Annotated in this window: 16 protein-coding genes; 8 read left to right on the top strand and 8 right to left on the bottom strand. The window is 69.2% G+C overall.

The features are described from left to right. The first annotated feature begins 158 nt into the window (after positions 1 to 158). From OEZ60_RS12695 to OEZ60_RS12665, 7 genes are all read left to right on the top strand, one after another. Positions 159 to 983, top strand: coding sequence for an ABC transporter substrate-binding protein (locus OEZ60_RS12695; protein ID WP_263336721.1), 825 nt, complete (start codon positions 159 to 161; stop codon positions 981 to 983). A gap of 8 nt (positions 984 to 991) precedes the next feature. Further along, the gene (locus tag OEZ60_RS12690) at positions 992 to 1,852 is read left to right on the top strand and encodes an amino acid ABC transporter permease (RefSeq protein ID WP_263336718.1); all 861 of its coding nucleotides are present in this window, start codon (positions 992 to 994) and stop codon (positions 1,850 to 1,852) included. 4 nt (positions 1,853 to 1,856) lie between these two features. After that, positions 1,857 to 2,588: an amino acid ABC transporter ATP-binding protein gene (locus OEZ60_RS12685; protein ID WP_263336717.1), complete on the top strand. Its 732-nt coding sequence runs from the start codon at positions 1,857 to 1,859 to the stop codon at positions 2,586 to 2,588. Between the two features lie 56 nt (positions 2,589 to 2,644). Next, positions 2,645 to 3,472, top strand: coding sequence for a purine-nucleoside phosphorylase (locus OEZ60_RS12680; protein ID WP_263336715.1), 828 nt, complete (start codon positions 2,645 to 2,647; stop codon positions 3,470 to 3,472). Beyond that, entirely contained in the window at positions 3,469 to 4,791 is a 1,323-nt protein-coding gene (locus OEZ60_RS12675) for an amidohydrolase family protein (protein ID WP_263336713.1), read from the top strand. Before OEZ60_RS12680 ends, OEZ60_RS12675 begins: the two co-directional genes overlap by 4 nt. A gap of 90 nt (positions 4,792 to 4,881) precedes the next feature. Beyond that, positions 4,882 to 6,276: a sensor histidine kinase gene (locus OEZ60_RS12670; RefSeq protein ID WP_263336712.1), complete on the top strand. Its 1,395-nt coding sequence runs from the start codon at positions 4,882 to 4,884 to the stop codon at positions 6,274 to 6,276. Further along, positions 6,276 to 6,920: a response regulator gene (locus tag OEZ60_RS12665; RefSeq protein WP_263336710.1), complete on the top strand. Its 645-nt coding sequence runs from the start codon at positions 6,276 to 6,278 to the stop codon at positions 6,918 to 6,920. The genes OEZ60_RS12670 and OEZ60_RS12665 overlap by 1 nt, the downstream gene beginning before the upstream one ends. Positions 6,921 to 6,926: 6 nt before the next feature. On the opposite strand, the gene OEZ60_RS12660 is transcribed toward OEZ60_RS12665, so the two are convergent. The 4 genes from OEZ60_RS12660 to OEZ60_RS12645 form a co-directional block, all read right to left on the bottom strand. After that, positions 6,927 to 7,676 carry a hypothetical protein gene (locus tag OEZ60_RS12660; RefSeq protein ID WP_263336708.1) on the bottom strand — a complete coding sequence of 250 codons (750 nt, stop codon included), beginning with the start codon at positions 7,674 to 7,676 and terminating at the stop codon, positions 6,927 to 6,929. 91 nt (positions 7,677 to 7,767) lie between these two features. Next, on the bottom strand, positions 7,768 to 8,313 hold the full coding sequence (locus OEZ60_RS12655; protein ID WP_263336707.1) for a hypothetical protein: 546 nt from the start codon (positions 8,311 to 8,313) through the stop codon (positions 7,768 to 7,770). Positions 8,314 to 8,494: 181 nt separating this feature from the next. Next, positions 8,495 to 11,275, bottom strand: a complete 2,781-nt coding sequence (fdhF, locus tag OEZ60_RS12650; RefSeq protein WP_263336704.1) for a formate dehydrogenase subunit alpha — start codon at positions 11,273 to 11,275, stop codon at positions 8,495 to 8,497. A 1-nt stretch (position 11,276) separates the two neighbouring features. Next, on the bottom strand, positions 11,277 to 12,962 hold the full coding sequence (locus OEZ60_RS12645) for an NAD(P)H-dependent oxidoreductase subunit E (RefSeq protein ID WP_263336702.1): 1,686 nt from the start codon (positions 12,960 to 12,962) through the stop codon (positions 11,277 to 11,279). A gap of 207 nt (positions 12,963 to 13,169) precedes the next feature. On the opposite strand from OEZ60_RS12645, the gene OEZ60_RS12640 reads away from it, so the two are divergent. Further along, positions 13,170 to 13,397: a sulfurtransferase TusA family protein gene (locus OEZ60_RS12640; RefSeq protein ID WP_263336954.1), complete on the top strand. Its 228-nt coding sequence runs from the start codon at positions 13,170 to 13,172 to the stop codon at positions 13,395 to 13,397. 58 nt (positions 13,398 to 13,455) lie between these two features. Here OEZ60_RS12640 and OEZ60_RS12635 read toward each other — a convergent pair whose 3' ends face one another. The 4 genes from OEZ60_RS12635 to OEZ60_RS12620 are packed head-to-tail and all read right to left on the bottom strand — an operon-like array spanning position 13,456 to position 16,688. Then, complete coding sequence (locus OEZ60_RS12635) at positions 13,456 to 14,724, bottom strand: molybdopterin-binding protein (protein WP_263336700.1); 1,269 nt, start codon at positions 14,722 to 14,724, stop codon at positions 13,456 to 13,458. Continuing rightward, positions 14,721 to 15,215: a molybdopterin-guanine dinucleotide biosynthesis protein B gene (gene mobB, locus OEZ60_RS12630; protein WP_263336699.1), complete on the bottom strand. Its 495-nt coding sequence runs from the start codon at positions 15,213 to 15,215 to the stop codon at positions 14,721 to 14,723. The genes OEZ60_RS12635 and mobB overlap by 4 nt, the downstream gene beginning before the upstream one ends. Then, positions 15,212 to 15,823, bottom strand: a complete 612-nt coding sequence (gene mobA / locus OEZ60_RS12625; RefSeq protein ID WP_263336697.1) for a molybdenum cofactor guanylyltransferase MobA — start codon at positions 15,821 to 15,823, stop codon at positions 15,212 to 15,214. Before mobA ends, mobB begins: the two co-directional genes overlap by 4 nt. Continuing rightward, positions 15,816 to 16,688 carry a formate dehydrogenase accessory sulfurtransferase FdhD gene (locus tag OEZ60_RS12620; protein WP_263336695.1) on the bottom strand — a complete coding sequence of 291 codons (873 nt, stop codon included), beginning with the start codon at positions 16,686 to 16,688 and terminating at the stop codon, positions 15,816 to 15,818. Before OEZ60_RS12620 ends, mobA begins: the two co-directional genes overlap by 8 nt. Positions 16,689 to 16,697: the final 9 nt, after the last annotated feature.

Genomic DNA, 16,697 nt, shown 5'->3' with positions numbered 1-16,697 from the left:
TCCGGCCGGACCGCGGGGACGGCCGCCGATCGGATATTGACAGACCCGGCCCCTGCCAAGTCTGGTGGCAACGGTAACCGGCCCCGCCGCGCGGGCCGCCGTCCGGGATTCGGGCGCGGCGCGGCCTCGGAGGAACCGGAACAACGGGAGGAAATGAAATGAAAATCAACATGATCTGCCTCGCCACCCTGTCCGGGATGGCGCTCGCGGCCGGACCCGCGCTGGCGCAGGGCGACTGCGCCGCCGGCAAGACGCTCAAGGACGGCGTCCTGACGGTCGCGACCGGCAACCCGGCCTATTTTCCTTGGGTGATCGACAACGACCCGGCCTCGGGCAAGGGCTTCGAGGCGGCCGTCGCCTACGAGATCGCCGCGCGCATGGGCTTCGCGGCCGACGAGGTTGAGTGGACCACGACTTCCTTCGACCAGGCAATTCAGCCGGGCCCGAAGGAGTTTGACTTCAACCTCCAGCAATATTCGATCACGCCCGAGCGGGACCAGACCATCGACTTCTCGGCCCCCTATTACGAGGCCGCGCAGGCGGTGCTGGTGCGCCAGCCCACGGTCGATGCCGGCGCAGCGCCGACCGCCTCCTCGCTCAAGACGTTGCAATGGGGGCTCGCTGCGGGCACGACCGCGCCGGCCCTGATCGGCAGCCTGATCGGCCCCGAGAAGGACCCGCTCCTCTACGACGACACCGCCGACGCCGCCGAGGCGCTGAAGGCGGGCCAGATCGACGCGACGCTGATGGACCTGCCGACCGCGCTCTACACCGCGGCGGTGGTGCTCGATGACGGCGTGGTGCTCGGCCAGTTCCCGAAGGGCGGCGAGGCGCCGGACGCGTTCGGGCTGGTCTTCGAGGAGGGCAATGCGCTTCGCGACTGCGCCAACGAGGCGATCGCGGCGATGGCGGCGGACGGGGCGCTCGCGAAGATCGAGGCGGAATGGCTGCAGGAGGCGACCGGCGTCCCGCTGGTCGAGTAAGCCGGCCGATGCCCGGAACCGACGGAGAGGCGGCCGGCGCGATGCCGGCCGCGCCGGGGATGAGCCGCCGGCAGATCCGCGAGCGGCGGCTGCGGCGGCGTTCGAACCTGATCGCCGCGTCGAGCACCGCCGTCGCGTTGGCGGCGGTCGTGACGCTGGTGCCGCTCGCGCCGGGCTGGGAGCGGGTGAAGAAATCCTTTTTCAACGCCGAGATCTTCGCTGAGACCTTTCCGGGCCTCCTGAAGGCGTTCCTCCTCGATGTCGCGATCTTCGCCTGGTGCGCGCCGATGATCGCCGTCCTCGGCCTCGTCATCGCGCTGGCGCGCGACGCGCGGTCGCCCGCGCTCTATCCGCTTAGGCTTTTCGGGATGCTCTACAACGACATCTTCCGCGGCGTGCCGGTGATCCTTGTGATCTACCTGATCGGCTTCGGCGTTCCCGGCCTCGGCCTGCCGCGGCCGTGGAACAGTCCTTATATCTGGGGAACGGTCGCGGTCGTCCTGACCTATTCGGCCTATGTCGCCGAGGTCTACCGCACCGGGATCGAGTCGATCCACGAGAGCCAGCGCGCGGCGGCGCAGTCGCTCGGGCTGTCGCACTGGCATGTGATGCGAGACGTGATCCTGCCGCAGGCAATCCGCCGGGTGATCCCGGCCAACATGAACCTCCTGATCGCGCTCCAGAAGGACGTGGCGCTCCTGTCGTTCATCGGCCCCGTGGAGATCCTGCGCCAGGCCGGCGTCTACAAGTCGCTTCTGGCGAACTTCACCCCCTATCTCGGCGCAGCCGTGATCTTCCTTTGCGTGACGGTCCCGGCCACGCGCTATGTCGATCACCTGATCGCCAAGGCCAACAGGGCGCGGAGCTGACGGCGTGACGGCGAAGCTGGAACTCACCCAAGTCTGGAAGAGCTTCGGTTCCAACCCGGTGCTCAGGGGCATCGACCTTGCCGTGAACGAGGGCGAGCTGGTCTGCCTGATCGGCGCCTCGGGCTCGGGCAAGTCGACGCTCCTGCGCTGCATGAACCTCCTCGAACCCGTCGACGAGGGGCGGATCCTTCTCGACGGCGTCGAGATCAGCGATCCCGAACAGGACCCGCAGCCGATCCGCCAGCGGATCGGGATGGTGTTCCAGAGCTTCAACCTCTTCCCCCACATGACCGCGGCCGAGAACGTGATGCTCGCCCCCCGCCGCATCCACCGCCTCAGCCGCGCCGCGCTTCGCCCCGAGGTCGAAGCCCTGTTCGAGCGGTTCGGCCTTGCCGACCGGATGGGGCACTACCCCGACCAACTTTCCGGCGGGCAGCAGCAGCGGGTGGCGATCATCCGGGCGCTCGCGATGAAGCCCGAGGTGATGCTTTTCGACGAGGTGACCTCGGCTCTCGATCCCGAGCTGGTGGGCGAGGTGCTCGACGCGCTGCGGCGGCTCCGGGCCGAGGGCATGACGATGGTGCTCGCGACCCACGAGATGGGCTTCGCCCGCGAGGCGGCCGACAAGGTCTGCTTCCTCGACCAGGGCCGGATCGTCGAGGAGGGCCCGCCCTCGGCGATCTTCACCGCCCCGCGCGAGGCGCGGACCCGTGAATTCCTGCGCCGGGTGCTGTGAGCCTTGCCGGCGTGCAGCCCGGATGCGATGACGGGCGCAGGAAGGGGGAGGCGTGGATGCTGAAGGACAGGATCGAGGCGGCGGCGGAGTTCATCCGGACCCGGACCCCGCTCAGGCCGGAAATCGCGCTGGTGCTCGGATCGGGCCTCGGGCCCTTGGCCGAGGCGGTCGAGGGCGTGACGATCCCCTTCGCGGAGATCCCGCATTTCCCGCTCTCGACCGCGCCGGGCCACGAGGGGCGGCTGATCCTGGGCCGGCTCGTCGGCCGCGAGGTCGCGGTGATGCAGGGCCGCGTCCACCTCTACGAGGGCTATACGCCCGAGGAGGTGGTCTTTCCGACCCGCGTGCTGGCCGCGCTGGGCGCGGGCACCGTCATATTCACAAATGCGGCGGGCGGCATGAACCCGGAGTACCGCACCGCCGATCTGGTGGTGATCGAGGATCACCTGTCGCTCGCCGTCGCCTCCGGCCTCGATCCCCTGCGCGGGCTGAATGACCCCGCGATGGGCGAGCGTTTCGTGTCGATGAACCGCGCCTACGATCCCGAGCTTGCGGCACTCGCGGCGACACTCGGAGGCTTGCGGCGCGGCACCTATGCCCACGTCGTCGGCCCCTCCTTCGAACCGCCGGCGCTGATCCGGCTATTGCGGCTCGCGGGCTGCGATCTCGTCGGCATGTCGACCGTCCCCGAGGTCATCGCGGCGCGGCATCTGGGGATGCGGGTGCTCGCGATCTCGGCGGTGACGAACATCGCGGTGGCGAGCGTCGCGGACGACCATGTGACCAACGAGGCCGAGGTCTGGGAGGCGGCGAAATCCATCCGTCCGCGCCTCGTCGCGCTCTTGGAGCGGCTGATCCCCGCCCTGCCGAAAGGAACGCCATGACCGCTTTCCCGCCTGTTGCCGATACGTTGATCACGAACGCCCATATCCTGACGATGGACGAGGGCTTCACCGAGATCGCCTCGGGCGCGCTTGCCGTCACGGATGGCAGGATCGCGGCACTCGGTCCGATGGCGGACGCCGCCGGAATGCGGGCGGCCGAGGTGATCGACGCGAAGGACGGGCTGCTCCTGCCGGGCTTCGTCAACAGCCATTGCCACGCCGCGATGACGCTCTTTCGCGGCATTGCCGACGACCGGCCGCTCGACGGGTTCCTCAAGACGGTCTGGGCGGCGGAGGCCGCGCATGTCACGCCCGAGACGGTCGAGGCCGGCGCTACGCTCGGCTTCGCCGAGATGGCCTTGGGCGGAGTCACCCATGTCGTCGACATGTATTTCCACCCCGCCGCGACGGTGCGCGCGGCGGCGGCGGTCGGCGTCGGGCTCACCACCGGCCCGGTCTTCATCGGCTTCGACGGCATCGATCGGCTGCCCTGGCCGGACCGGCTCCGCTTCGCCGAGGATCTGGTCGCCGAGTATCGCGGCGCCGAGGGCGTGGACCTCATGCTGATGCCGCATTCGGCCTATACGCTCGATGCGGGCAAACTCCGCGAGGTCAGGGCGATGTCGGACCGGCTCGGCGTGCCGGTCCACATCCACGCGGCCGAGGCGCCCTCGGAGATGCGGCTCGTCGCCGATCAACACGGCACGACGCCGGTCCGGGCGCTCGATGCGGCCGGGCTGATCGCGCCCGGCCTTCTCATCGCCCATGCCGTCCATCTCGACGACGACGAGATCGCGCTGCTTGCGGAGCGTGGCGCGGCGGTCTCGCACTGCCCGCTCTCGAACGCCAAGCTCGCCTCGGGAACCGCGCGGATCAAGGCGCTCAAGGCGGCGGGGGTGACGCTGTCGCTCGGCACCGACGGCGCGTCGAGCGGCAACGATCTCGACATGTGGAAGGCGATGCGGCAGGCGGCCTTCCTGCAGATCCTCGCCACCGGCGAGCCCGAGGTGCTGCCCGCGCGCGAGATCGTCGCCATGGCGACGCGCGGCGGTGCGGCGGCGGCGGGGCTGGCCGGGCGGAAGGGCGTGCTGGCCCCCGGCATGGATGCCGACCTGATGGTGATCGACACGTCCCGGCCGCATCTCGTGCCGCTCCACGATCCCTATTCGGCGCTGGTCTATGCGGCGGGGCGCGAGGACGTGGCCCATGTTCTCGCCCGGGGCCGCCGGGTCGTCTCCAACCACCGGCTGACCGCGCCGATCGGGGATGCGATCGCGAAGGTCCTGGAGGTCGCCGCCCGGATCCGCGCCGGCGGCTGAGCGTCGGACCCAAGTCGCCCGACCAAAGACCGTTTCGCAACCCGGCGCAAATGCCTAGAAAGGAAGCGAAACCAGGGACCCGGACGAGCCATGCCGCGATCCATCCTGTCCTGGAGCGACCGCTCCCTCGCCGCGCAATTCGCGCTGGCGGGCGGCGTGGTGATGGTCCTGTCGATGCTCCTCATCGGCCGCGTCGTCGCCGCGCGGATCGAGGAGAGCGTGGTGCGCAACAGCGCGCTCGCGACCTCGCAATACATGGACAGCATCATCTCGCCGCTGAGCCAGGACATCGCCGAGGCGGACACGCTGCCGCCCGGCGCAAGACGCGCACTCGACGAGATATTCACCAACACGCCCCTTGGCGAGCGGGTCGCTTCGTTCAAGCTCTGGAAGCCCGGCGGGCTCGTGGTCGAGGCCACGGACAAGACCATCGTCGGCCGCCGGTTCGAGGTCACCGACAGCCTCGCCCGTGCCTTTGCCGGCGAGGTCCGGGCCGAATTCCAGAACCTCAGCGACGAGGAGGACCGGGGCGAACACGCGCTCGGCCTGCCGCTACTCGAGATCTACAGCCCGGTGCGCGAGGTCTGGTCGGGCGAGGTGATCGGCGTCGCGGAGTTCTACGAGGTCGCGACCGGGCTCGAACGCGACCTCGCCGAAGCCACCCGCAACAGCTGGATCTCGGTCGCGCTGGTCTTCGTGGCGATCGGCGGGGTGCTCTTCCTCATCGTATTGCGCGGCAGCCGCACCATCGACCGCCAGCGCGCCGCGCTGACCCGCCAGCTTGGCGAGCTTGAAGCGCTCTCGACCCGCAACACCGCACTCCGCGAGCGGGTGCAGCAGGCCGCCGCGCGCGCCTCGGCGGCCAATGACCGGGCGCTGCGGCGGATCGGCGCGGACCTCCACGACGGCCCGGCCCAGCTTCTGAGCTTCGCCGCACTCCGGCTCGACGCGCTGCGCGGCCAGCTTGCCGAGACCGGGGAGATCGACGCGGTCGAGCGCGCGGTGAAGGATGCGATCCGCGAGGTGCGCGGCATTTCCAAGGGCCTCGGCCATCCCGACATCGAGGACCGCGGGCCCTGCGAGATCGTGACGGGCGTCGCCGAGACGCATGAGGCACGGACCGGCACCAAGGTCGCGGTCATTTGCGACCTGCCCGAGGGGCTCGCGCTGTCGCAGGCGGAGAAGCTCTGTCTCTACCGCTTCGCGCAAGAGGGGCTGAACAACGCCTGGCGCTATGGCGGCGGCAGGGGGCAGGAAATCCGGCTCGACTGCCGCGACGGGCGTCTTGGCCTTTGGGTGCGCGATGCCGGGCCGGGGTTCCCGCCCGAGGACGCGGAGCGGCATGAGGCGGAAGATTACAGCGGCATCGGTCTTGCCGGGCTGCGCGACCGGGTGGAAAGCCTCGGCGGCAGCCTCACGGCCGGGAACCGGGCGGACGGTGCGGGGGCCGAGATCGGGATGGAACTGGACCTGAGGGGGGCATGATGCAGGAAATTCGCGTGGTGATCGCCGACGACCACCCGCTCTACCGCGAGGGGGTGGCGCGCAGCCTTGCGGACGATGCGGCGATCGCCGTCGTCGGTCAGGGCCAGGACGCCGAGAGCGCGGTCGAACTCGTCGCGCGGACCCGGCCCGATGTCGTGCTTCTCGACCTCTCGATGCCGGGCGGCGGCGGCATCGCGGCCCTGCGCCGGATCATGGCGCAGGACGCGCCGCCGAAGGTCGCGATGCTGACCGTGTCGGAGGAGGACGACGACGTGATGCAGGCGCTGAAGGCCGGCGCGGTCGGCTATGTGCTGAAGGGGGTGGGCGCGCGGGAGCTGGTGGCGATCGTCAAGGACGTGGCGCGCGGGCAGTCCTATGTCTCGCCCTCGCTCGCCGCGCGCATCCTCGGCGCGATGCAGGCGGGTGGGGCGACCGCCACCGCCGATCCGCTCGACGATCTGTCGAAGCGGGAGGAGGAGATCCTGCGCCTCGTCGCCGCCGGCAAGTCGAACAAGGAAGTCGGGCGCGAGCTCGACCTGCAGGAAAAGACCGTGAAGCACTACATGACCTCGATCCTGCAGAAGCTGCATGTGCGCAATCGGGTCGAGGCGGCGGTGATGGCGCGCGACCGCTGGAAGAAGTGAGGCGCCCTAGTCGAGCGCCAGCATGGCGCGGATGCGGGCGACATCCTTGGCGGTGACCGGCCGCCGCGCCACGGTGCGGCCGTTCGGGTCCTTGAGCACGTAGGAGCCTTTCGACAGGCTCTCGCGCCAGCCGCGGAAATCGGTGATCTCGATCGCGCCGCGGGTCTCGTTCACCTCGACCACGTTCTGAACCCGGCCCTTACGGCCGCGAGACTTGACCTCGGCGCCGAGCGCCTTGAGCCGCCGCAACTCGCTGCGCCGCGCGGCGTGGCTGTCAAGGAGCCGGCCGCGCGCATCGAGCCGCTCGAAGCGGCCGTTGCGGATGCGCTCGATGCGGCCGTCGTCGAACTGGATATGGATGCCGTCGCCGCCGAAGACCGAGGCGCTGCCACCGCCAGAACGGCCGCTCGCCGATCCGCCGCCACCCGGGCCGGAATTGCCTCCGGAGCCGGAACTGCCGCTGGAGCCGGAACCCGGACCGGAGTTGCCGCCGGAACCGGAACTGCCGCTGGAGCCAGAACCCGAGCTGGAACCGCCGCCGGGGCCCGAATTGTCGCCGGATCCGGAACTGCCGCTGCCGGAGTTGTCGTCTGAACCGTCATCATCCGAGTCGCCGCCTCCCGGCCCGCTGTTGCCGCCGCTCGAACCGCTCTTGGCCATCGCGCTGCCCACCGCCGCCCCGGTCAGGTCGCCGACAAGGGCCGCCCCGCCCCAGAGGAGCGCGGCGGTGAGAATGAGGATCGCGACTTGGCGCACTTCTGTCTCCTGTCGGCCCCGGGCCGCGGCGTTGCCGGACCTGCGAAACCCCGGGCCGGAGCCCGGGGCAATCATACGCGATTTCGTGCCGTCAGTTCAGCCCGAGAAGCCGGTCGAGATCGGCTTGCGTCGCGGGACGTTCCTCCACCGTCCGTCCGGCCGAGTTCTTGCGCTGGAAGCGGCCGTTCTCGATCTCCTGCTTGGTGCCGTCGGAGAAGGTGACCTCGACGCCGGTGGCCGACACCTCGAACTTCGTCACGCCGCCGCCGCCCGTAACGCCGCCCGTAACGCCGCCCGTGCCGGCGCCGGCCGCGGTGTCGTCGATGTCGTGACCGCCGTGGCGGCGGCCGCGATCGTCGTCGCTGTCATCGCTGCTGCCACTTGATCCGCTACGGTCGTCGTCGCTGCCGCTCGATCCGCTCCGGTCGTCGTCGTCGTCGCGGCCGGAGCCGCCGTTGTCGTCATCGCGACCATCGCCGTCCTTGCCGCTGCCGCTCTTGGCGAGCGCCATCGACGGCTTCAGGGCGACGAGGCCACCCTCTGGCGCGACGCCGAACTGGAAGGGCAGCGCGACGAGCATCGCCGCCGCGCCGAAGAGGACCGCGAACCGGGCCGGTTTGAAGGTGTCGTGTTGCATGGCTGGTCTCCCTGAAACGCGCGCCGTGGTGCCGGCGTCAGGGATTTGGTCGCATGAGCGGCCCGGATAGGGAAAGGCCGCCGGGACTGGTGCCGGCAGCCTTCGGACTTCTTCGCCACAGCCTTGCGGCGATGGTCGGACGGGGCGACCGGACCTTGGTCCGATCACCGCCCCGCGGGCCTCACTCGGCCGCGATGCCCTGATCCGCCTTCTCGATCTTCACCGCGGCGAACTTGAACTCCGGGATCTTGCCGTAGGGGTCGAGTGCCGGGTTCGTCAGTACGTTCGCCGCCGCCTCGACATAGGCGAAGGGCACGAAGACCATGTCCTCGGCGATCGCCCGGTCGGCCCGCGCCATGATCTCGATCGAGCCGCGGCGGGTCGAGAGCCGCACCCGCTCGCCCGGCGCCACGCCGAGACGCTTCAGCGTGTCGGGATGGAGCGAGCAATTGGCCTCGGGCTCCACCGCGTCCAGGACCGTCGAGCGGCGGGTCATCGAGCCGGTGTGCCAGTGTTCGAGCTGGCGGCCGGTGGTCATGATCATCGGGTACTCGGTATCCGGCAGTTCGGCCGGCGAGATGACCGAGGCGGGGGTGAACTTCGCCCGGCCGCCGGCGCGCGGGAAGCCCGAGCCGAAGACGATCGGCTGGCCGGGATCCTCGGGCGAGAGCGACGGGTAGGTCACCGCGCCTTCGCGCTCCAGCCGCTCCCAGGTGATGTTGTCGAGCGACTTCATCGTCTGCTTCATCTCGGCGAAGACCTCGGACGGGTGCTCATAGGTCCAGCCGAGCCCGATCCGGTTGGCGAGCGCGGTGGTGATGGCCCAATCCTCGCGCGCCTCGCCCGGAGGCGTCACGGCGGCTCGGCCGATCTGCACCTGCCGGTTGGTGTTGGTGACCGTGCCGTTCTTCTCGTAGAAGGCGGCAGCGGGCAGGATCACGTCGGCGAAGTTCGCGGTCTCGGTCAGGAAGATGTCCTGCACGACAAGATGCTCGAGCATCCCCAGCGCCTCGCGGGCGTGGTTCAGGTCGGGATCCGACATCGCCGGGTTCTCGCCGAGGATGTACATGCCCTTGATGTCGCCGTGATGGACGGCATCGAGGATTTCCGTGACCGTCAGCCCCTTCTCGTTCGAGAAGTCGCCCGAGTCCCAGACGCCGGTGAACTTGCCCCGGATCGAGTCGTCGGTGACGGTCTGGTAGTCCGGCAGGAACATCGGGATGAGGCCCGCGTCGGACGCGCCCTGCACGTTGTTCTGGCCGCGGAGCGGGTGAAGCCCCGCGCCGGGCCGCCCGACATGACCGCACATCAGCGCGAGCGAGATCAGGCAGCGCGAGTTGTCGGTGCCGTGGATGTGCTGGGAAACGCCCATGCCCCAGAAGATCATCCCCGCCTTGCCGCCCGCGAACTCGCGCGCGACCTGGCGCAAAGTGTCCGCCGGGATGCCGCAGATCGGCTCCATCTTCTCAGGGCTGAAGTTCGCCAGATGCGCCTTCTCGGCTTCCCAGTTCTCGGTATAGGCCTCGATGTACTGGCGGTCGTAAAGTTCCTCCTCGACGATGACATGCATGATCGCGTTGAGCATCGAGACATCGGCGCCGGGGCGGAACTTCAGCATGTGGGTGGCGAAGCGGCGCAGGCCAACGCCCCGCGGATCCATGACGATCAGCTTGCCGCCGCGTTTGGTGAACTGCTTGAAGTAGGTCGCCGCGACCGGGTGGTTCTCGATCGGGTTGCAGCCGATGACGATCGCGACGTCGGCATTCTCGATCTCGTTGAAGGTCGCCGTCACCGCGCCGGAGCCGACGTTTTCCAAGAGTGCCGCCACCGAGGAGGCATGGCAGAGCCGGGTGCAGTGGTCGACGTTGTTATGGCCGAAGCCCTGGCGAATGAACTTCTGGAAGAGATAGGCTTCCTCGTTCGAGCACTTGGCCGAGCCGAAGCCAGCGATGGCGCGGCCGCCGTTCTTGTCGGCGAGCGATTTCAGCCCGTTCGCGGCGGCGTCGAGCGCCTCTTCCCACGAGGCTTCGCGGAAGTGCTTCTGCCAATTGCCCGGATCGACGTTCAGCCCCTTGGCCGGCGCGTCCTCGCGGCGGATCAAGGGCTTTGTCAGCCGGTGCGGGTGGTGGATGTAGTCGAAGCCGAAGCGGCCCTTGACGCAGAGCCGGCCCTCGTTCGCGGGGCCGTTGATGCCCTCGACATACTTGACCTTGCCGTCCTTCACCTTCAGCGAAACCTGGCAGCCGACGCCGCAGAACGGGCAGATCGAGGTGGTCTCGCTATCGAAATCGGCGCGGTCGCCGACCTGTGCCGCATCGACGACGGTCGCCGGCATCAGGGCGCCGGTCGGGCAGGCCTGCACGCATTCGCCACAGGCGACGCAGGTGGACTGCCCCATCGGGTCGGCCATGTCGAAGACCGGGTAGGCATCGTGGCCGCGACCGGCCATGCCGATCACGTCATTGACCTGCACTTCGCGGCAGGCGCGGACGCAGAGCCCGCAGGAGATACAGGCGTCGAGGTTGACGCGCATCGCCACATGGCTGTCGTCGAGAAGCGGGATCCGTTCCTTTTCCACCTTCGGGAAGCGGCTGGTGGAGACGCCGTTGGCCTCGGCCATGTCCCAAAGATGCGCCGACTTGTCGTGCGCCTTCGCCTGTTCCGGCTGGTCGGCGAGCAGGAGCTCCATGACCATCTCGCGCGACTTCTTTGCGCGCTCGGTGTCGGTCTTGACGACCATGCCGTTCGCCGGATTGCGGCAGCAGGAGGCAGCGAGCACGCGCTCGCCCTCCACCTCGACCACGCAGGCGCGGCAGTTGCCATCCGGGCGGTAGCCGGTCTGGTCCTTGTGGCAAAGATGCGGGATCACCGTGCCTTCGCGCTTGGCGACTTCCCAGATCGTCTCGCCCGGCTGGGCCGTGACGTCCTTGCCGTCGAGGGTGAACTTGATTGCGTCGGTCATGTCAGACCTCATCCGGGAAATGTTTCATCGTCAGGCGGATCGGGTTCGGGGCAGCCTGCCCGAGCCCGCAGATCGAGGCGTCGCCCATGACCTGGCAGAGGTCTTCCAAGAGGTCAGCGTCCCACTTGTCGGCCTGCATCAGCTTCACGGCCTTCTCGCAGCCGACCCGGCAGGGGGTGCACTGGCCGCAGCTCTCGCTCTCGAAGAAGCGCAGCATGTTGAGGGCGGCCGCCTTGGCCGAGTCCTTGTCCGACAGCACCACGACGGCGGCGGAGCCGATGAAGGTCCCGTGCGGCTGGAGCGTGTCGAAGTCCAAGGGGATATCGGCCATCGAGGCGGGAAGGAGGCCCGAGGACGGACCGCCCGGCTGGTAGGCCTTGAAGGCGTGCCCCTCAGCCATGCCGCCGCAGGCTTCGATGATGTCGGTGATCGTGGAGCCCGCCGGCAGGAGGTAGACGCCCGGCTTCGCGACGCGACCCGAGACCGAGTACGACCGCAGGCCCTTGCGACCGTTCTTCTCGGTCGAGTTCAGAACTTCCGGCCCCTCGCGGACGATCCGGGTGACCCAGTGCAGCGTCTCGACGTTGTGGACGAGCGTCGGCCGGTCGAAGACGCCGACCGCGGCGACGTAGGGCGGGCGCTGGCGCGGGATGCCGCGCTTGCCCTCGATCGATTCGATCATCGCGGATTCTTCGCCGCAGATATAGGCGCCCGCACCGCGGCGCAGCTCGACCTCGCCCTTGAGGATGATGCCCGCGTCCTCCAGCGCCGCGATCTCGCGGCGGAGGATTTCCAGCACCGCCGGATATTCGTCGCGCATGTAGATGAACGAGCGTTCCGCCTCGACCGCCCAGGCGGCGATCAGCATGCCTTCCAGCATCAGGTGCGGCGTGCGCTCGAGGTAGTAACGGTCCTTGAACGTGCCCGGCTCGCCCTCATCGCCGTTCACGGCGAGGTAGCGGATGCCGGGATTGGCGCGCACGAAGCCCCATTTGCGACCCGAGGGGAAGCCCGCGCCGCCAAGCCCGCGCAGCCCCGAGGCGAGCACGGTCTCCTGCACCTTCTCCCAGTTGCCGGACTTGCGAAGCTCGGCGAGTTTTTCGTAGCCGCCCGCCGCGCGGTAGGCGGCGAAGTCCTCGTAGGCGGGGATCTCGGCGTGGAAATGGCCGTCCTTCAGCGCCGCCTCGACCTTTTCGGGCGTGGCGTTGTCGATATGCTTGTGGCCGATCTCGAGAACCGGCGCGGTGTCGCAGCGGCCCATGCAGGGCGCGCGCAGCACGCGGATCTTCTTCGGGTCCATGCCCTTTTCCAAGGCAGCGATGAGCTGCTCGGAGCCCGCCAGCTCGCAGGAAAGCGATTCACAGACCCGGATCGTCAGGTCGGGCGGCGGCGTCTCGCCCTCCTTCACGGGGTCGAAATGGGCGTAGAAGGTCGCGACCTCCCAGATCTCGGCCATGCCGGTGCCAAGCTCCTCGGCCAGCGCCCGGATATGCGGCGCCGAGAGGCAGCCGTACTTGTCCTGGATGAGATGCAGATACTCGATCAGGAGATCGCGCCGGCGCGGGCCCTCGCCCAGAAGCGCGCGGACCTCGGCCCAGGCCTGATCCTCGAGCTGCCGCCCCTTCGGCGTCTTGCGCCCCTTGCCGCGTCCCGATTTCCAGACACCGCCCTTGTCGTCCAAAGCCATAGCCGTCTTCCGTCCTTTGCCCGCCAGATTGGCCAGTCCACTGTCTTGAGCGCCGGTTTTCTCAGATCGACGCGACCGGATCAATTCCGCGATCCCGTCAACCGATAGGCATCTTCTATCAAAACGCTCAGATTCCAGTGAATATACTTCTCATGATCCAAGCGAGGGTGATGGACAGGATGCGGCGTTTTGCATATCTCCGACGTCATGGAGTGGGATCAGGAAATCGACGCGACCGGGCTTCTGTGCCCCCTGCCGGTCCTGAAGGCGCGCAAGCGGCTGATCGGCATGGCGCCTGGGACTGTGCTGCGGCTCATCGCGACCGATCCGGCCGCGGTGATCGACGTGCCGCATTTCTGCAATGAATCCGGCCATGTGCTGCTTGCCACCGACGAGCAGGACGGTGCCCAAGTTTACCTTATCCGCCGCCGTTAGGCGCCGCGATTTTTTGGCGAAGAATCGTGCAAATTTTCGCCAAAAATTTGTGTCCCGTTCAGAGCCCGAGCCCGGAGTAGGGCAGGAACCGCACCGGATCTCCGGGCGCCACGTTCATCGCCTCGTCGGGCAGCTCGACGAGGCCGGTAGCCCAGGCGAGCCCGCTGATCCGGCCCGAGCCTTCCGAGGCGAAGACCTCGACCCGCCCGTCGGCGCCGATCCGGGCGCGCAGGTATTCCCGCCGCCCGGCCTTCTTCGACTTGGTGAATCCGGCCGGCAGCGTCACCGCCAAGGGCTCGGCCCAGCCCGCACCGGCCATCAGGCTGAGCGCGGGACGGGTGAAGACCGCGGCGCAGACGAAGGCCGCGACCGGGTTGCCCGGCAGTCCGAAGACTGGCACGCCGGACCAGAGCGCGAGCGCCAGGGGCCGCCCCGGCTTCATCGCGATCCGCCAGCTCGACAGCGTGCCCTTGGCGCGCAGAAGCGCCGAGACGTGGTCCTCGTCCCCGGCCGAGGCGCCGCCCGAGGTCAGGATCACGTCCGCCTCCGCCGCGCCGCGGACGAGCGCCGCCTCGATCAGGGCCGGGTCGTCGCGGACATGGCCGAGGTCGACCGGTACCACGCCCCAGGCGGCGGCGAGCGCCAGCAGCATCGGCCGGTTCGCGTCGTAGATCTGGTGCGGCAGGGCGGGTTCGGCGGGTTCACCCACGATCTCGTCGCCGGTCGAAAGCACGCCGACCCGGAGCCGTCGCACGACCTCGACCTCGGCGATCCCGAGGGCCGCCAGCAGCGCGAGATCGGGTGCGCGGAGCCGGTGGCCTTTGGGCAGCGCCAACGCGCCCTCGGCCACGTCCTCGCCGGCCTTGCGGGTATTGGCGCGCGGCTTCACCGGCCCGTCGAAGGCGACGATCCGGCCATCGGTCGCGCAATCCTCCTCCAGCACCACGGTATCGACGCCCTCGGGCAGGATCGCGCCGGTGAGAATGCGGATCGCGTGGCCCGCCGGAACGGCGCCATCATAGGGCTGCCCGGCGGCGGCGCGACCCGCGGCGAGCGGCAGGCGCTGCACGCCGGCCCCGGTCGCTTCATGCGCGAAGCCGTAGCCGTCGACCGCCGAATTGGGGCGCGGCGGATTCGAACGGCGGGCTACGGCATCCGCCGCCAGCACCCGGCCCGAGGCGGCGGCGCTGGCGACCCGCTCGGTCTGAGTGACCGGCGCGAGCGCGTCGCGGAGCCGGGCGAGCGCCTCGTCGACCGGCACCCATTCCACGCCCTGCGGCATGGCGAAACAATCGTCGCGTAGGCGCGGCGGGATCAGCTCGCTCACAGCCCGACCTCCTTCAGGATGAAATCGGCGATGGTGCCCACATCGTCGAGGTGAAAAACCGGCACCGACAGCCCCTCGGGCGCGGCATTCGACGCCACCGCCCGAACCGAGGCGTTCTCGCCCGCCAGAAGCGGCCGCCCGGTCTCGCGCCGGTGCGCCTCCACCTTCGGATGCGGCTCGCGCTTGTAGCCTTCGATCAGCACCAGATCGACCGGGGAGAGCTTCGTCAGCAGTTCGGCCAGGGGCGGCTCCTTGGCCTCCCTGAGCTCGTGCATCAGCGCCCAGCGGACGGGCGAGGCGACCAGAACCTCGCGCGCACCGGCCTGACGGTGGCGATAGCTGTCGCGGCCCTCGTGGTCGATCTCGGTGGCGTGGTGGGCGTGCTTGACGGTCGAGACCGAGAAACCCCGGCCGGTGATCTCGGTCACCAGCCGCTCCATCAGCGTGGTCTTGCCGGAGTTCTTCCAGCCGGTAACGCCGTAGACCCTCATGCCGCCCCCACGATCCGCTCGGCCTCGCCGATATCCTCGGGCGTGTTGATGTTGAAGAAGGGATCGAACGGGTCGGAGGAAAATTCCGCGATGCCGGCCCCGTGGCGCTCGGTCCAGAGGACGATCTTCCTTAGGCCGCCTTCGAGCGCCGCGCGCAGGTCGTCGCGCAAGGCCACGGGCCAGAGCCCGAAGGTCGGGTGCTGCCAGAGCTTGCCGCCCGCGTCGGGGCTGGCGGCGAGCGCGAGGCCGGAAGGTCCGGCGGCGGCCTTAAGCCGCGCCACCAGGTCTGCGGGAAAGAACGGCGTGTCGGCGGCGACAGTGACAATGGAATCGGCACCGAGCCCCGCCGCCCAGTCGAGCCCGGCGAGGACGCCGGCGAGGGGGCCTGGATAGTCGGGCAGGCTGTCGGCCAGGACCGGCAGCCCGAACTCGGCGAACCGCGCCGGATCGCCATTGGCGTTGATCGCGAGCGGGCCGCACTGGGGGACGAGCCGCGCGACCACATGGTCGAGAAGCCGCTTGCCCGCGACCACCTTCAGCCCCTTGTCGCCCCCGCCCATCCGTGTCGCGAGCCCGCCGGCAAGGATGACGCCCGGCACGCTACTCATCACCGGCCCCCTTCCTGCGGTGCTTGGCATCCTCCTCCGGCACCGTCGCCGGGTCGACGTCCCGCACCAGCCGCTCCTCGCCCGCAAGGCAGACGAACCTATGCCCCCGCATCCGGCCAATGAGCGTCAGCCCGACCTGACGCGCGATCTCCACCCCCCAGGCGGTGAAGCCCGAGCGCGAGGCGAGGACCGGGATTCCCATCTGCGCGGTCTTGATCACCATTTCCGAGGTCAGCCGCCCGGTCGTGTAGAGGATCTTGTCGCCGGCCTCGACTTCATGGCGAAAGAGGAACCCCGCGATCTTGTCCACCGCGTTGTGGCGGCCGACATCCTCCATGTAGACCAAGGGCCGGTCGCGCTCGCAGAGCACCGTGCCGTGGATCGCGCCCGCCTCGAGATAGAGCGAGGGCGTCGTGTTGATCGCCTTGGCGAGCGCGTAGAGCCAGCTCGTCCGGACCTCCGCCTTCGGCAGCACCAGCCCGTCGAGCCCCTCCATCATGTCGCCGAAGACCGTCCCCACGGCGCAGCCGGAGGTCCGGGTCTTCTTCTTCACCTTCTCTTCGTAGGACGTCGCGCGCTCGGTCCGGACGACGACCGTCTCGATCTCCTCGTCGTAATCGACGCCCGTCACCACGTCGTCGGCCTTCAGCATCCCCTGGTTGCGCAGGAACCCGAGCGCCAGGTAGTCCGGGTAATCCCCGATCGTCATCGCGGTGACGATCTCCTGGGAATTCAGGAAGATCGTCAGCGGGCGCTCCTCGACCACCGCGATCTCGGTCACCGCACCGGTCTGGTCGGTGCCGGTGACGCGGCGGGTCAGCCGCGGGTCGGCGGGGTCGGGCAGGATCGGCAGGCTAGGCGTCATGGGAGAGCT

Source organism: Albidovulum salinarum, from assembly GCF_025673475.1.
Classification (GTDB): domain Bacteria; phylum Pseudomonadota; class Alphaproteobacteria; order Rhodobacterales; family Rhodobacteraceae; genus Albidovulum; species Albidovulum salinarum.
The sequence above is the reverse complement of the archived record's forward strand: the minus strand, read 5'-3'. Positions and strand labels throughout refer to the sequence as shown.

Coding starts and splice junctions, on each gene's coding strand:
- OEZ60_RS12695 (WP_263336721.1), top strand. CDS start 159: ATGAAAATCAACATGATCTGCCTCGCCACCCTGTCCGGGATGGCGCTC.
- OEZ60_RS12690 (WP_263336718.1), top strand. CDS start 992: ATGCCCGGAACCGACGGAGAGGCGGCCGGCGCGATGCCGGCCGCGCCG.
- OEZ60_RS12680 (WP_263336715.1), top strand. CDS start 2,645: ATGCTGAAGGACAGGATCGAGGCGGCGGCGGAGTTCATCCGGACCCGG.
- OEZ60_RS12675 (WP_263336713.1), top strand. CDS start 3,469: ATGACCGCTTTCCCGCCTGTTGCCGATACGTTGATCACGAACGCCCAT.
- OEZ60_RS12670 (WP_263336712.1), top strand. CDS start 4,882: ATGCCGCGATCCATCCTGTCCTGGAGCGACCGCTCCCTCGCCGCGCAA.
- OEZ60_RS12665 (WP_263336710.1), top strand. CDS start 6,276: ATGCAGGAAATTCGCGTGGTGATCGCCGACGACCACCCGCTCTACCGC.
- OEZ60_RS12655 (WP_263336707.1), bottom strand. CDS start 8,313: ATGCAACACGACACCTTCAAACCGGCCCGGTTCGCGGTCCTCTTCGGC.
- fdhF (WP_263336704.1), bottom strand. CDS start 11,275: ATGACCGACGCAATCAAGTTCACCCTCGACGGCAAGGACGTCACGGCC.
- OEZ60_RS12645 (WP_263336702.1), bottom strand. CDS start 12,962: ATGGCTTTGGACGACAAGGGCGGTGTCTGGAAATCGGGACGCGGCAAG.
- OEZ60_RS12640 (WP_263336954.1), top strand. CDS start 13,170: ATGGAGTGGGATCAGGAAATCGACGCGACCGGGCTTCTGTGCCCCCTG.
- mobB (WP_263336699.1), bottom strand. CDS start 15,215: ATGAGGGTCTACGGCGTTACCGGCTGGAAGAACTCCGGCAAGACCACG.
- mobA (WP_263336697.1), bottom strand. CDS start 15,823: ATGAGTAGCGTGCCGGGCGTCATCCTTGCCGGCGGGCTCGCGACACGG.
- OEZ60_RS12620 (WP_263336695.1), bottom strand. CDS start 16,688: ATGACGCCTAGCCTGCCGATCCTGCCCGACCCCGCCGACCCGCGGCTG.